Source organism: Phenylobacterium sp., from assembly GCF_025351295.1.
In the GTDB taxonomy this organism is placed as follows: domain Bacteria; phylum Pseudomonadota; class Alphaproteobacteria; order Caulobacterales; family Caulobacteraceae; genus Phenylobacterium.
This window is the reverse complement of the sequence record NZ_JANXWD010000142.1, coordinates 1-12,713: the sequence shown is the minus strand read 5'-3', so window position 1 is coordinate 12,713 and position 12,713 is coordinate 1. Positions and strand designations below refer to the sequence as shown.

Below are 12,713 nucleotides of genomic sequence, written 5' to 3'. Positions count from 1 at the left end.
CCCGGCGAAGCCGGATCGAGCGCTGCCAAACGTCACCCGCCGATCCTCCCAACGATGTCATCCCGGTTTCGCCGCAGCCAAAGACCGGGACCCACCCTCAAGCTCGGGCATTTCGCTGTCGCCGTGCCGCCGCGTCCGGTCGTGGATCCCGGTCTTCGCCTGCGGCGAAACCGGGATGACATCCATAGGGAGGAAAGGCGGGAGCGCCCTATTCCACTCAGCCCGGGACCGCGGGCATCTGCCATGGCGGGCTTGGCGTCGAACGCCGAGGCGTGGCCGTTCACTCAGCGCCTTAAGCGGCCACGAACACCCCATGCAGACTGACCGGCAGGGCGCGGGCGGCGCGCCAGGTGCAGAGCGGGCCGTCGGCCACATGGCGGGCGTCGAACACGTGCAGCTCCGTGGCCCGGGCTGCCAGGTTGACGCTGGCGCCAGCAGCCAGCCGTCCAGCTCCTCCGCGCCGCCGGGCCTTGGGGTGAACACCGCCTCCTCGACCAGGTGCGAGGGCCCGAACTGGAAGCTGTCGCTGCGCCCGGTCTTCCAGTCGTGCACCGCCAGGCCGTGGAACAGCGGCCCGTCGTTGGCCCCGCCGGTGGCGTGGACCGTGTAGCGCTGGGCCACACCCGCGAACCGCGCGTCCGAGCGCGGGAACTCGGCCGTCACGCCGGTCCGCTCGATCCGCGCCGGGCCGCCGCCGCCGGGGGGCAGGGTGATCAGCGCCAGGCCGGGGCTCGGCTCCGGGGTCCAGACCCCCTGCATCAGGCTTCGGCCGTTCTGGGTCGCGAAGCTGGCGTCCGGCGCCAGGCAGCCCGCGAAGCGGATCGTGCCGTCAGCCTCCTCCCAGCCCGCGCCATAGTGGAATGCGAAGAACGGCGGCAGGTCGTAGATCCGCCGCCGGCTCAGGTCGGCCTTGTCCAGCACCAGCACCTTGACCCCCAGCTCGGGCTTCCAGCGGAAGCTGTCGCCATAGGGCATGCTCATGTGGTCCTGCACCCAGGGCTGCAGGATCACGATCAGGCTGCGGGCGGTGGCGCTGAAGTCGTGGACGTAGCTGGCCATGGGCAGGTCGGTGAGGTCGGCGGAGATCACCGACCCGTCGGCCGCCAGCCGCCAGACGATGGCCTTGGCGCCGGAAACACCCAGATTCCACACCTCGCCCCCCGGCTCCGGTCGCGGGTGGGCCAGGAACGGCATGTGCGCCAGGTCCGGTCGCAGGGTGCGGACCCCCTTGGTGCTGAGGTCCTTCGGATCCACGGCGATCGGCGAGCCGGCCTCCCACAGCGCCCACAGCTCGCCGCCGGCCGGCATGACCGAGATGTTGGCGGCGTTGGCGTCGTCGTTGTTGCCGACCTGGGCCCCCGGCCGCGCGGGGGTGCCGAAGCCCGGCGTCACCACCGCGCCGGCGGCGATGTCGGTCCGCCGCTTGGCGGTGTCGATGAAGCGCGCCGCCAGGGCCGCCTCGCCGCCGGAAACCCGGAATGCGCGCATCAGGCCGTCGCCGTCGAACCAGTGGCCCACCGATCCGCCCGGCCGGTGGAACTTACCCGGCCCATTGCGGTAGAGGCTGCCGGCCAGGCCCGCCGGCGCGCGGCCCTGCACGCGCGGCATCGGTGCGGGCGCGAGGTCGGCGTCCAGGTCGGCGAACCCCAGCCGCCAGTCCAACCCGGCGGCGGCGCCACGGCTGAGCTGGGCGGCCGCCTGGGCGATCTCGGGGGCGAAGCCTCCGACTACCGTGGCGGCGGCGAAGGTCTGCAGCAGATGGCGGCGGTGCATAGCGGATCTCCGGTCGCAGAGGGTCAGTCGATCTCGATGGTCTGGGTATTGGCGCCGGCCGTTACCTCGAAGCTGGCGGCATCCCAGGTTGGCGGCCCCATGACCGCGCGCGCGCCATTGGAGAAGGCGAAGGGCTCGGTCGGGATCCCGAACGGGTTCTGGCCCATCTTGCCGTCGCCGTTGACGTCATGGAACGCCTTAACCGCATAGCGCCCTGGGGGCAGGCCGTTGAATGTGGCGGTCACCTCGGCGCCCTCGACCTTGAGCACCGCCTGACCGGCGGCCGGCGCCTTGTCGCCATAGGCGGCTTCGCTGCCGGCCAGGGTCATCATGACCGCCCCGGTGGGCGTCCTGATGCCCTTGAACACCACGTTCAGCGTTGCCGTGTCGGCGGCGCGGGCGTCCGGCGCGGCGATCAGCGCGGCGCCGGCCAGGGCGATCGACAGGATGTGGGCGAGGGCGGCGCGGCGGGCCTGGGACAGGGCGGGCATGGGGCGTTTCCTGTGAGTCGATCTCGATGGCCTGAACCTAGTTTCGCCGCGCCGCGCTGTCCCGGCGGACTCGTGGATCGCCGCCAGGACTTCGCGGACGGTCGCGGGGCCCGTTGGCGCTTCGCGAACGGCGATGGTGAAGAAGCGGGTTCCGACCGGGCCGAAACGGCATTATCTCCCCCTCCATGAATACCGAAGACGTCCTCGACGAGTTCCGCGGCGCCGGCGCGCTGCGCGAAGGCCATTTCATCCTGGCCTCGGGCCGCCACAGCGCGATGTTCCTGCAGAAGAACCTGGTCTTCCAGTACGCCGAGCGCACCGAGCGGCTCTGCAAGGCGCTGGCCGCCAGGATCGAGGCCCGGTTCGGCAAGCCCGACCTGATCGTCTCCCCGGCGGTCGGGGCGATCATCCCGGGCTACGAGACCGCCCGCTGGCTGGGTGTGCCCTCGATGTTCGTCGAGAGGGAGGACGGCGGCTTCAAGCTGCGCCGCGCCTTCCGGATCGAACCCGGCGCGAAGGTCGTGGTGATCGAGGACGTGATCACCACCGGCGGCTCGTTCCGCGAGGCCGTTGCGCCCATCGAGGCGGCCGGCGGGGTGATCCTGGGCTGCGCCTGCATCGTCGACCGCTCGGGCGGCAAGGCCGACGTCGGCTGGCCCCTGGTGGCGCTCGCCACCGTCGACGTGCCCTCCTACGCCGCGAACGAGATCCCCCCCGAGCTCGCCGCCCTCCCGGCCGAGGAACCGGGCTCCAAGAGGCTGCGGGCATGACCTCAACCACGCCACCCACCCCCCCAGTGTCATCCCGGTTTTCGCGGCACGCGAAAGACCGGGATCCACGAGCACCCAGGGCTAAGGGCGAGTTCGCGGCGCTCGCCCTCGGGGACGTCCCTCGGACTTGGGCGATCATGGGTCCCGGTCTTCGGCTGCGCCGAAACCGGGATGACAGCCTTGAGATGAGCGGAGTGTGCACATGACCCGTCTCCGCCTCGGCGTGAACATCGACCACGTCGCCACGGTGCGGAACGCGCGCGGCGAGGGCTATCCCGACCCCGTGCGCGCCGCCGAGATGGCGCTGGCCGCCGGCGCCGACGGCATCACCGCGCACCTGCGGGAGGATCGCCGCCACATCTCCGACGCCGACATCGATGCGCTGGCCGTCATCACACGGCGCCGCGGCCGCCCGCTCAACTTCGAGATGGCGGTCACCACCGAGATGGAAGCCATCGCGCTCGCCCACCGCCCGCACGCCGCCTGCCTGGTGCCCGAACGCCGCGAGGAAGTGACCACCGAGGGCGGCCTCGACGTCGCGCGTGGCCACAACACCATCGCGCCCGTTGTGCAAAGGCTTGTTCAAGCGGGAATCCGCGTCTCGGCGTTCATCGACGCCGACCCGGTCCAGGTCGCCGCCGCCAAGGCCGCCGGCGTCCAGGTGATCGAGCTGCACACCGGCGCGTACTGCGAGGCGGTGCGCGAAAAGCGTCCGCAGGCGCAGGCCCTGCTGCGCAACCTCAAGGCCGCCGCCGCCCAGGCCGCCGAGCTGGGCCTGGAGGTCCACGCCGGCCACGGCATCGACTACGAGACCGTCAAGCCCATCGCGGCGATCCCCGAGCTCATGGAACTGAATATCGGCCACTTCCTGATCGGCGAGGCGATCTTCATCGGCCTCGGCCCGGCGATCGCCCGGATGCGGGCGCTGATGGACGAAGCGAGAGCAACCCGCGCAGCATGACGGTGTTCAAGTGATCCTCGGCCTGGGCTCCGACCTCTCCGACATCCGCCGCATCCAGGCCAGCCTCGACCGGTTCGGGGACCGGTTCCGCCAGCGGGTGTTCACCGAGCTCGAACGCAGCCGATCCGAGCGCAAGGCCGACGCCGCCGCCAGCTACGCCAAGCGCTTCGCCGCCAAGGAGGCCTGCGCCAAGGCGCTGGGCACCGGCATGCGGCGCGGCGTGTTCTGGCGCGACATGGGGGTGATCAACCTGCGCTCCGGCCAGCCCACCATGGCGCTCACCGGCGGCGCGGCGGAACGGCTAAAGCAGATGACCCCGCCCGGCATGAAGGCGGTCATCCACCTCAGCCTCACCGATGACCACCCCTACGCCCAGGCCTTCGTGATCATTGAGGCGCTGCCCGAGTAGAGTAAGCTTCCCGCGCATCATCCGGGAGAGTCCCATGCGCAGACTGATCCTCGCCGCCGCCGTCCTGGCCCCCACGGTCCTGGCCTTCGCCGCGCCGGCCTTCGCCGACACCCTGCAGGAAGTCACCACCCGCGGCATCGTGCTGACCATCCAGGGCATGGACATCGACGTCACCTACACGCCGGACGGCAAGTTCACCGCGCTGGACGGCCAGGTCACCGGGACCTGGAAGATCGACGGCGATAAGCTGTGCACCAGCTCCAACTTCGATCCGAACGTGACCTGCGTGGCCTATCCGCACGACAAGAAGTCCGGCGACTCCTTCGACGTCACCAGCGACCAGGGCACGGCGACGATCCGCATCAAGTGACATCGACGGCGCGATCTTGACCGCCGGGGGGCTGCCCAAATGACCGAACTGAAACCGCCGGCGGGATTCATCGACACCCCGCACCCGCCGGCTCTGGGCCACGACCAGCTGGTCACCCGGGTGGAGGAGATCGTCGTCGAACGCCCCCTTGCCCAGGTCATGGCCGCGATCGCGGCGAGCGAACACGCCGACTGGATCCAGGAGGCCGGCGGCCTGCCCGGGGTGAAGGGCACGCACGTCCTGACCGAGCACGGGGCCTTCGACGCGCCGGGTTCGCGGCACATGGTGTTCCTCACCGACGGATCGACCATTGTCGAACAGGTGCTTGAGAAGGTGGCGACGCCCACCGAGCACCGGCTGCGCTATGTGGTCTGGAACTACACCAGCGCCACGGCCAAGCCGCTGCGCTACGGCCACGCCGAGTTCGTCTATGCGGCCCTGGACGAGCGCCGCACGCGCATCCGCTGGACCTACGGCTTCGAGCTGCGCCGCGACCGCTTCCCGGGCTTCCTTGGCCCGCTCGGCGGCCCGCTGCTGAAGGCGGCGTTCCTCAACGGCCCCTACGCCAAGTGGATGCGGGCCTGCCTCGGCCATCTCAAGGCCAACGCCGAGGCGTGGAAAGGGTAGGGGCCGCCCAATCCCCGCTCATCCCCGCCTGCGGGGGATGAGCGGATGACGGGTTCAGGACCCTCGCTTCGCGGGCCCCGATCTTGCTCATGCGCCGGGGACCGTCTAGGCAACACCCGCTTCGAGACGTCGGGGCGCAAGGGACCACGCATGAGTCAGGCCGGCCAGGGCGCCCAGGCGCCCGAGAAGAACAGTGCGGTCAAGGAGATCGTGGAGATCGTCAAGACGGTCGTCTACGCCCTGCTGATCGCGCTGGTCCTGCGGGTGGTCTTCTTCCAGCCGTTCACCATTCCCTCGGCTTCGATGGAGCCCAACCTGTATCAGGGCGACTACATCATCGTGTCGAAGTTCAGCTACGGCTATTCGCGTCACTCGATCCCGTTCAGCCCGCCGATCTTCCAGGGCCGGATTCTGGAGCGGCAGGCCCAGCGCGGCGACATCGTGGTGTTCAAGCTGCCCAGCGACAATCGCACAGACTACGTCAAGCGCGTGGTGGGGGTGTCCGGCGACCGGATCCAGATGCGTCAGGGCCTGCTCTATGTGAACGACAAGCTGATCCCGCGTGAACTGCTGTCGCCAACCAGGACCGAGCTTCCGGGTGGCGAGGTCCGCCAGGTGAACCGCTTCCAGGAGCGCCTGGACAGCGGCAAGACCTACGCCACCCAGGATTTCGGCCTCGACAACCCGCTGGACAATACGGACGTCTTCGTGGTGCCGGAGGGCTATTATTTCATGATGGGCGACAACCGCGATGACTCCTCCGACAGCCGGGTCAATCCGGCGGTGGGTGGGGTCGGCTATGTCCCGGCAGAGAACCTGGAAGGCAAGGCGCAGCTCATCCTGCTGAGCTGGAAGCCGGACGCCTCGATCTTCAAGCCCTGGACCTGGATCCTCGACGCGCGGCCCAGCCGGTTCTTCAAGGTCCTCAAGTGAACACCCCATTCCCATGAACAAGCGGGCCGCCGCGGTCGACGAGCTCGAACGCCGGATCGGTCATACCTTCGTCGACCGCGACCTGCTGGAGCGGGCCCTGACCCATGCCAGCGTCGGCGACGGCGCGCGCGACGTGCGCCACAACGAGCGGCTGGAATTCCTGGGCGACCGGGTGCTGAACCTGTGCGCCGCCGAGCGGCTGATGGCGCTGGACCCCGACGCGCGCGAGGGCGAGATGTCGCGCAAGCTGGCCAGCCTGGTGAACTATCACGCCTGTGCGCGGGCCGCCGAGCGCGCCGGCCTGCCCGATGCGCTGCGCCTCTCCGCCAGCGCCAGCAAGGTGGGCGCGCGCCGCTCCGACGCGGTGCTGGGCGACGCCTGCGAGGCGCTGATCGCGGCCCTCTACGTCGACGGCGGCCTGCAGACGGCCAAGGCCTTCTTCGAGACCTTCTGGGCGGAGGCCTTCGTCGACATCGACGCCCCGCGCTCCAAGGACCCCAAGACCCAGCTCCAGGAATGGGCGCAGGGGTTGGGCCTGCCGCTGCCGGCCTATGCGATCGTCGGGCGCGAAGGCCCGCCGCACGCCCCTGTCTTCACCGTCGAGGTCCGCGTCCAGGGCTTCGAGCCCGAACGCGGCGAGGGGGGCTCCCGCCAGACGGCCGAGAAAGCCGCCGCCCAGACCATGCTGCTCAAGCGCGAGGGTCCCAATCCCCCTGGCGAGTCCGAACCCGAGACCGAAACATGACCACCTCAGAGACCCCTCCCGTCGCTACCCGCGCCGGCTTCGCCGCCATCATCGGCGCCCCCAACGCGGGCAAGTCGACCCTGACCAACCGCCTGGTCGGGGCCAAGGTCTCCATCGTGACGCAAAAGGTGCAGACGACCCGCTTCCCGGTGCGCGGCGTGGCCATGGCCGGCGACGCCCAGATCGTGCTGGTGGACACCCCCGGCATCTTCCAGCCGCGTCGCCGCCTGGACCGCGCCATGATCCGCGCCGCCTGGGGCGGGGCCGAGGACGCCGAGGTGATCGTCCATCTGGTGGACAGCGTCGCCGCCCTGGCCGCCCCCACCAAGGAGGGCCGCCCCGCCGACCGCAAGGCCGCCATCGATGTCGAGACCATCGTCGCGGGCCTGAAGGCGTCGGGCAAGACGGCGATCCTCGCGCTTAACAAGATCGACGGCATGCGCCGCGACACCCTGCTGGCGCTGTCGCAGACGCTATTCGAGACCGGGGTCTATTCCGAGGTCTTCATGATCTCCGCCGCCGACGGGTCCGGCGTCGACGACCTTAAGGCGCGCCTGGCCGCCCTGATGCCGGAGAGCCCCTGGCTCTATCCGGCCGACCAGACCGCCGACATCCCCGCCCGCCTGCTGGCCGCCGAGATCACCCGCGAGAAACTCTACCTGCGCGTCCACGAGGAACTGCCCTACGCCGCCGCCGTCGACACCACCAAGTTCGAGGAGCGCAAGGATGGGGGCGTCCGCATCGAGCAGACCATCTACGTCGAACGCGACAGCCAGCGCCCGATCATCCTGGGCAAGGGCGGCCAGACCTTGAAGTGGATCGGCCAGAAGTCCCGCGAGGAACTGTGCGAACTGCTGGACCGCCCGGTCCACCTGTTCCTCCACGTCGTCGTCGACGACAAATGGGCCGACAAGCGCGAGTTCTACGGGAACGTGGGGCTGGATTTCGATGCGTAGACATCGCCTCGCTCCTTCCCCGCAACGCGGGGGAGGTGGCGGCGAAGCCGACGGAGGGGGCGCGAGGCATCAGGCGCCACGCCGGCCGCCTTGCGCCCCCTCCGTCTCGCCGCGTTCCGCGCCGATCCACCTCCCCCGTCCTCTTCGGGACAGGTGAGGAGCGCGCTGATGGAATTCGAGGACGACGCCTATGTGCTGGCCGCCCGCGCCCACGGCGAGACCGGGGCCATCGTCGACCTGTTGACCGCGCGCCACGGGCGCTATGCCGCCCACGTGGCCGGCGGGGCGTCGCGCAGGATGAAGCCGTTCCTGCAAGCCGGCGCGCGGGTGCTGGTCCGCTACCGCGCTCGGGTCTCCGACCAGCTGGGTTCCGCCGCGCTGGAGCCGGTGGGTGAGGGGCCCTCGGCCCTGTTCGACGACCCCCTGGCCCTGGCCGGGATCGCCGCCGCCGCCGCGGTGGCGGCCGGGGCCCTGCCGGAGCGCGAGCCGCATCCCGGCGCCTTCCTGGCCTTCGAGGCGCTGACCGAGGCCTTCGCGCACACCGACATCTGGCCGGCGGTCTTCGTGCGCTTCGAGGCTGGCCTGCTCACCGACCTGGGCTTCGGCTTCGACCTGTCGAAATGTGCCGCCACCGGGGCTGTCGACGACCTGATCTACGTCAGCCCCAGGACCGGCCGCGCCGTCTCCCGCGCCGCCGGCGAGCCCTACAAGGACCGCCTGCTGGCCCTGCCGGCCTTCCTGCTCTCCGCCCAGGGCCGCCTGGCCTCAGGCGACATCGGCGCGGGCCTGGCCCTGACCGCCCACTTCCTGGAAGCCTACATCTTCAATCCCCTCAACCGCCCCCTGCCGCCGGCCCGGCTGTGGCTGCTGGACCGGCTGCGCGAGGCGGGGCGGCTATAAGGGGTTCGCGCCGCCTGCGCCTGGCTGGATACGCGGCCTGGCGTGACCCTGGGCGAAGCGCTTGCCGCCTTGCTGGCCTCGCCTTACGGCCGCCCCGACTGGCTGCTGGCCCACTGGTCTCGCGACGTGCTGTTCTCGGTCCAGGCCCGCCGCGAATGGGTCGAGCCGGACCTCCAGCCCCTGCCGTTCTGAGCCAGCGCCCCCTCCACCACGTCGTGGTCCCCCTCCCCCGAAGTGTCCCCTTCGGCTGAGGAACTATCCGCTCTCAGTTCCTCACCCGCGTTAGCGGGGGAGGGGGACCACGAAGTGGTGGAGGGGGCGCTGACGCCACACTGACGCGGCCGCGTGCGCCCGCTAATAGTCAGTGCTGACTGGATTTGTGATTCCCCATGGCCACCACCACCGCCCCGCCGCCGCCGCCCGGCGACCGCATCATCGACGAGCCGCTCAGCGAGGCCCTCAGCCGCCGTTATCTCGCCTACGCCCTCTCCGTTATCACCGACCGGGCCCTGCCCGACGTGCGCGATGGCCTCAAGCCCGTGCAGCGCCGCGTGCTCTACGCCATGCGCGAGATGCGCCTCTCGCCCGAGAACGCGGCGCGCAAATGCGCCAAGGTGGTGGGCGAGGTGATGGGCGGCTATCACCCGCACGGCGACCAGTCGATCTACGACACCCTGGTGCGCATGGCCCAGGCCTTCGCCCAGCGCTATCCGCTGGTCGACGGCCAGGGCAACTTCGGCAACATCGATGGCGATAACGCCGCGGCCATGCGCTACACCGAGGCCAAGCTCACCGTCGCCGCCACCCTGCTGCTGGAGGGGATCGACGAGGACGCGGTCGACTTCAAGCCCACCTATGACGGCTCCGACGACGAGCCCGTGGTGCTGCCCGCCGGCTTCCCCAACCTGCTGGCCAATGGCTCCACCGGCATCGCGGTCGGGATGGCGACGTCGATCCCGCCGCACAACGCCGCCGAGCTGATCGACGCCTGCCTGCTGCTGCTCGACCAGCCGGACGCCTCCACCGAGGCCCTGATGGCCCACGTCCAGGGTCCCGACTTCCCCACCGGCGGGGTGATCGTCGAGCCGCGCGCGTCCTTGCTCGACACTTACGCGACCGGCCGTGGCGGGGTGCGGGTGCGCGCCCGCTGGTTCAGGGAAGACCTCGGCAAGGGCATGTACCAGATCGTCGTCACCGAGGTGCCCTACCAGGTGAAGAAGGCCGACCTGGTCGAGCAGCTGGCCAACCTGATCGAGCTGAAGAAGGCCCCGCTGCTGGGCGACGTCCGCGACGAGAGCGCCGAGGACGTCCGCCTAGTCCTCGAGCCCAAGTCGCGCAACGTCGAGGCGGAAGTCCTCATGGAGAGCCTGTTCAAGCTCTCCGACCTGGAGACCCGCTTCAGCGTCAACCTCAACGTCCTGGACGCCCGCGGCACGCCCGGCGTCATGAGCCTCAGGCAGGCGCTGGCCGCCTTCCTGGCCCACCGCCGCGACGTGCTGGTCCGCCGCGCCCGTCACCGTCTGGCGAAGATCGAGGCCCGTCTCCACATCCTGGACGGCCTGATGATCGCCTACCTCAACCTGGACGAGGTGATCCGCATCGTCCGCTACGAGGCCGAGCCCAAGGCGACCCTGATCGCCACCTTCGAACTCAGCGACCTCCAGGCCGACGCCATCCTCAACACCCGCCTGCGCCAGCTGGCCCGCCTGGAGGAGATGGAGATCCGCCGCGAGCACGCCGAGCTCAGCGAGGAGCGCGACGGCATCATGGGCATGCTGGCCTCCGACCCCGCCCAGTGGAAGCTGGTCGCCACCGGCCTGCGCGACGTCAAGGCGGCGCTGGGCGACCTCAACATCCGCCGCTCCACCCTGGCCGACGCCCCGGAGATCGACACCGAGGCCGCCCTGGAGGCGATGATCGTGCGCGAGCCGATCACCGTCATCCTCTCCGACCGCGGCTGGATCCGCGCCGCCCGCGGCCGGGTCGAGGACCCCTCCGAACTGAAGTTCAAGGAGGGCGACAAGCTGGCCTTCCTGGTCCCCGCCGAGACCACCGACAAGCTGCTGATCTTCGCCGGCGACGGCCGCTTCTTCACGCTCGCCTGCGACAAGCTGCCCGGCGCGCGCGGCCACGGCGAGCCGCTGCGCCTGATGATCGACCTCGACGACAAGGTCGGCCTGGTCGACGTCTTCGTCCACAAGCCCGGCGCGCGGCGCGTCCTGGCCAGCAAGGACGGCTACGGCTTCATCCTCCCCGAAGCCGAGGCCATCGCCTTCCGGAGAGCCGGCAAACAGGTCCTCAACGGCGTGGCCCTGTCCTGCATCGCCCTGGGCGACGCCAACCACCTGGCCGTCATCGGCGACAACAACAAGGTCCTCATCTTCCCCACCGCCGAACTCCCCGAGATGTCCAGAGGCAAGGGCGTCAAGCTCCAGGCCTACCGCGAAGGCGGCCTCAAGGACGCGATGGCGTTCCGGGCGGAGGAGGGCGCGGGCTGGATCGACAGCGGGGGTCGTAACCGCGCCTGGCCGGAATGGCGCGAGTGGCTGGGCAAGCGCGCCGGGGCGGGCAAGCTGGCGCCGAAGGGGTTCCCGGCGTCGAAGCGGTTCAGGCCGAAGTCGTAGCCCTTACCTCCGTGGCCGCGAAGGTGATCGACAATGACTCTTGAGACCACACCCTACGACTCCGCCGCCCTTCTCGACACGCTGGAGGCCGTCGCCGCCTACCTCGGCGACGCCTTCGCCTCCGGCGACCTCGGCGAGATCGCCGACGCCCTGGGCGTCGCGGCCCGCGCGCACGGGATGACCGAACTGGCGCGGAAGACCGGGCTCAGCCGATCCCAGATCTACGCCTCCCTGTCGCGAACGGGGCGGCCCGAACTGGAAACCGTGCTCAAGGTCACCGAAGCGCTGGGCCTGAGCCTGATGCCGGTCCCTGCGGCGAGGTCGTCGGCAGCTTGACGGCGCGGGTGCAGGCGCGGGACTGAATTGAATGCACTGTCACCGAAACCCGCCGGACATCACGCAGTCGGTCCGCCGTCTATTTGCTGAGATCAGAAATGGTCCTAGCTTCACCCACGGGCGAGATGGGGGACTTCGGTGAAATATCATCTGGATCGTCGAGTAATTCTCAACCCGGACTCCAAACACAAGAACCTTTACCGCTGGTCGTTGAATGAGGTGGCTGACGGGCCCGGTCGCGTAGCGACTGAACAAATCCCTTGGGGATGGTCGCTCTATTTCGGCATGCACGATCTGCAGCACTTCCACGAGGATTGGCTCGACAGATACTCATCTCCCAATCCGGACGCGCCGACGCCGCGCTCACGCGAGTTCATCCGCGCAAATCTGCTGCCGCAACCAGCAACGGACGCCGGCTATAGCGAAACCTACTCGATGTTCGGCACGGACCGCCGTATCGAAGACATCACCATCGGCATCTACTCCGCTGGCGACGGGCATCCGGAAGGGTGCCAAGTGTACAGCGGCTCGTCCTACACCACGGATGTCGATTTTCGCGATATTACCGTCCCGGATAACATTGCCTTCTCTATCACGCTCAGCAGCGAGCGCTTTGGCGCCCTAGCGAGAGCCGTTGCCTGCGGCGACGTCACGGGCGGACGGCTAATGGTCTCCGGCATTTCCGGCTACGACGCTAAGCGCTCCTTGTGACGCTTAACCAGCGCTGGGCATCGAGCAGCGGTGCCCCCAGCATCACTTTAAGATCAAGAAGACGAGCAGAGCCGCGATAATCCAGCCGGTCACACGAAGCGACTTTA

At 69.6% G+C, this 12,713-nt stretch carries 15 protein-coding genes; 13 read left to right on the top strand and 2 right to left on the bottom strand.

Going from position 1 to position 12,713, the window contains the following annotated elements; translation table 11 throughout:
• Positions 1–57: 57 nt before the first annotated feature.
• Positions 58–1,773: a carotenoid oxygenase family protein gene (locus tag Q0R13_RS19585; protein ID WP_293907110.1), complete on the bottom strand. Its 1,716-nt coding sequence runs from the start codon at positions 1,771–1,773 to the stop codon at positions 58–60.
• Between the two features lie 23 nt (positions 1,774–1,796).
• Positions 1,797–2,264 carry a DUF2141 domain-containing protein gene (locus tag Q0R13_RS19580; RefSeq protein ID WP_293907108.1) on the bottom strand — a complete coding sequence of 156 codons (468 nt, stop codon included), beginning with the start codon at positions 2,262–2,264 and terminating at the stop codon, positions 1,797–1,799.
• A 185-nt stretch (positions 2,265–2,449) separates the two neighbouring features.
• Here Q0R13_RS19580 and pyrE point away from each other — a divergent pair, with 185 nt between their 5' ends.
• The 13 genes from pyrE to Q0R13_RS19515 all read left to right on the top strand — a co-directional run bounded on the left by pyrE (position 2,450) and on the right by Q0R13_RS19515 (position 12,606).
• A complete protein-coding gene (gene pyrE, locus Q0R13_RS19575) occupies positions 2,450–3,034 on the top strand; it encodes an orotate phosphoribosyltransferase (RefSeq protein WP_293907106.1) in 585 nt (194 codons plus the stop codon).
• Between the two features lie 202 nt (positions 3,035–3,236).
• Positions 3,237–3,995 (top strand): pyridoxine 5'-phosphate synthase, encoded by a 759-nt coding sequence (locus Q0R13_RS19570; protein WP_293907104.1) that lies wholly within the window; start codon positions 3,237–3,239, stop codon positions 3,993–3,995.
• Positions 3,996–4,005: 10 nt separating this feature from the next.
• On the top strand, positions 4,006–4,404 hold the full coding sequence (gene acpS / locus Q0R13_RS19565) for a holo-ACP synthase (RefSeq protein ID WP_293907102.1): 399 nt from the start codon (positions 4,006–4,008) through the stop codon (positions 4,402–4,404).
• Between the two features lie 34 nt (positions 4,405–4,438).
• On the top strand, positions 4,439–4,774 hold the full coding sequence (locus tag Q0R13_RS19560; protein ID WP_293907100.1) for a hypothetical protein: 336 nt from the start codon (positions 4,439–4,441) through the stop codon (positions 4,772–4,774).
• Between the two features lie 39 nt (positions 4,775–4,813).
• The gene (locus Q0R13_RS19555) at positions 4,814–5,401 is read left to right on the top strand and encodes an SRPBCC family protein (protein WP_293907098.1); all 588 of its coding nucleotides are present in this window, start codon (positions 4,814–4,816) and stop codon (positions 5,399–5,401) included.
• 150 nt (positions 5,402–5,551) lie between these two features.
• Positions 5,552–6,334 (top strand): signal peptidase I, encoded by a 783-nt coding sequence (lepB, locus tag Q0R13_RS19550; RefSeq protein WP_293907096.1) that lies wholly within the window; start codon positions 5,552–5,554, stop codon positions 6,332–6,334.
• Positions 6,335–6,347: 13 nt separating this feature from the next.
• Positions 6,348–7,079 (top strand): ribonuclease III, encoded by a 732-nt coding sequence (gene rnc / locus Q0R13_RS19545; protein ID WP_293907094.1) that lies wholly within the window; start codon positions 6,348–6,350, stop codon positions 7,077–7,079.
• Positions 7,076–8,035: a GTPase Era gene (gene era / locus Q0R13_RS19540; RefSeq protein ID WP_293907092.1), complete on the top strand. Its 960-nt coding sequence runs from the start codon at positions 7,076–7,078 to the stop codon at positions 8,033–8,035. The genes rnc and era overlap by 4 nt, the downstream gene beginning before the upstream one ends.
• Before the next feature lie 168 nt (positions 8,036–8,203).
• On the top strand, positions 8,204–8,935 hold the full coding sequence (gene recO, locus Q0R13_RS19535) for a DNA repair protein RecO (protein WP_293907090.1): 732 nt from the start codon (positions 8,204–8,206) through the stop codon (positions 8,933–8,935).
• A gap of 42 nt (positions 8,936–8,977) precedes the next feature.
• Positions 8,978–9,127, top strand: coding sequence for a hypothetical protein (locus Q0R13_RS19530; RefSeq protein WP_293907088.1), 150 nt, complete (start codon positions 8,978–8,980; stop codon positions 9,125–9,127).
• Positions 9,128–9,324: 197 nt separating this feature from the next.
• Positions 9,325–11,559 carry a DNA topoisomerase IV subunit A gene (parC, locus tag Q0R13_RS19525; RefSeq protein ID WP_293907086.1) on the top strand — a complete coding sequence of 745 codons (2,235 nt, stop codon included), beginning with the start codon at positions 9,325–9,327 and terminating at the stop codon, positions 11,557–11,559.
• 33 nt (positions 11,560–11,592) lie between these two features.
• The gene (locus Q0R13_RS19520; protein WP_293907084.1) at positions 11,593–11,895 is read left to right on the top strand and encodes an addiction module antidote protein; all 303 of its coding nucleotides are present in this window, start codon (positions 11,593–11,595) and stop codon (positions 11,893–11,895) included.
• 138 nt (positions 11,896–12,033) lie between these two features.
• A complete protein-coding gene (locus tag Q0R13_RS19515; RefSeq protein ID WP_293907082.1) occupies positions 12,034–12,606 on the top strand; it encodes a hypothetical protein in 573 nt (190 codons plus the stop codon).
• Positions 12,607–12,713 lie beyond the last annotated feature (107 nt).

Coding starts and splice junctions, on each gene's coding strand:
- pyrE (WP_293907106.1), top strand. CDS start 2,450: ATGAATACCGAAGACGTCCTCGACGAGTTCCGCGGCGCCGGCGCGCTG.
- Q0R13_RS19555 (WP_293907098.1), top strand. CDS start 4,814: ATGACCGAACTGAAACCGCCGGCGGGATTCATCGACACCCCGCACCCG.
- Q0R13_RS19580 (WP_293907108.1), bottom strand. CDS start 2,264: ATGCCCGCCCTGTCCCAGGCCCGCCGCGCCGCCCTCGCCCACATCCTG.
- recO (WP_293907090.1), top strand. CDS start 8,204: ATGGAATTCGAGGACGACGCCTATGTGCTGGCCGCCCGCGCCCACGGC.
- rnc (WP_293907094.1), top strand. CDS start 6,348: ATGAACAAGCGGGCCGCCGCGGTCGACGAGCTCGAACGCCGGATCGGT.
- parC (WP_293907086.1), top strand. CDS start 9,325: ATGGCCACCACCACCGCCCCGCCGCCGCCGCCCGGCGACCGCATCATC.
- Q0R13_RS19585 (WP_293907110.1), bottom strand. CDS start 1,773: ATGCACCGCCGCCATCTGCTGCAGACCTTCGCCGCCGCCACGGTAGTC.
- lepB (WP_293907096.1), top strand. CDS start 5,552: ATGAGTCAGGCCGGCCAGGGCGCCCAGGCGCCCGAGAAGAACAGTGCG.
- era (WP_293907092.1), top strand. CDS start 7,076: ATGACCACCTCAGAGACCCCTCCCGTCGCTACCCGCGCCGGCTTCGCC.
- Q0R13_RS19560 (WP_293907100.1), top strand. CDS start 4,439: ATGCGCAGACTGATCCTCGCCGCCGCCGTCCTGGCCCCCACGGTCCTG.
- Q0R13_RS19520 (WP_293907084.1), top strand. CDS start 11,593: ATGACTCTTGAGACCACACCCTACGACTCCGCCGCCCTTCTCGACACG.
- Q0R13_RS19570 (WP_293907104.1), top strand. CDS start 3,237: ATGACCCGTCTCCGCCTCGGCGTGAACATCGACCACGTCGCCACGGTG.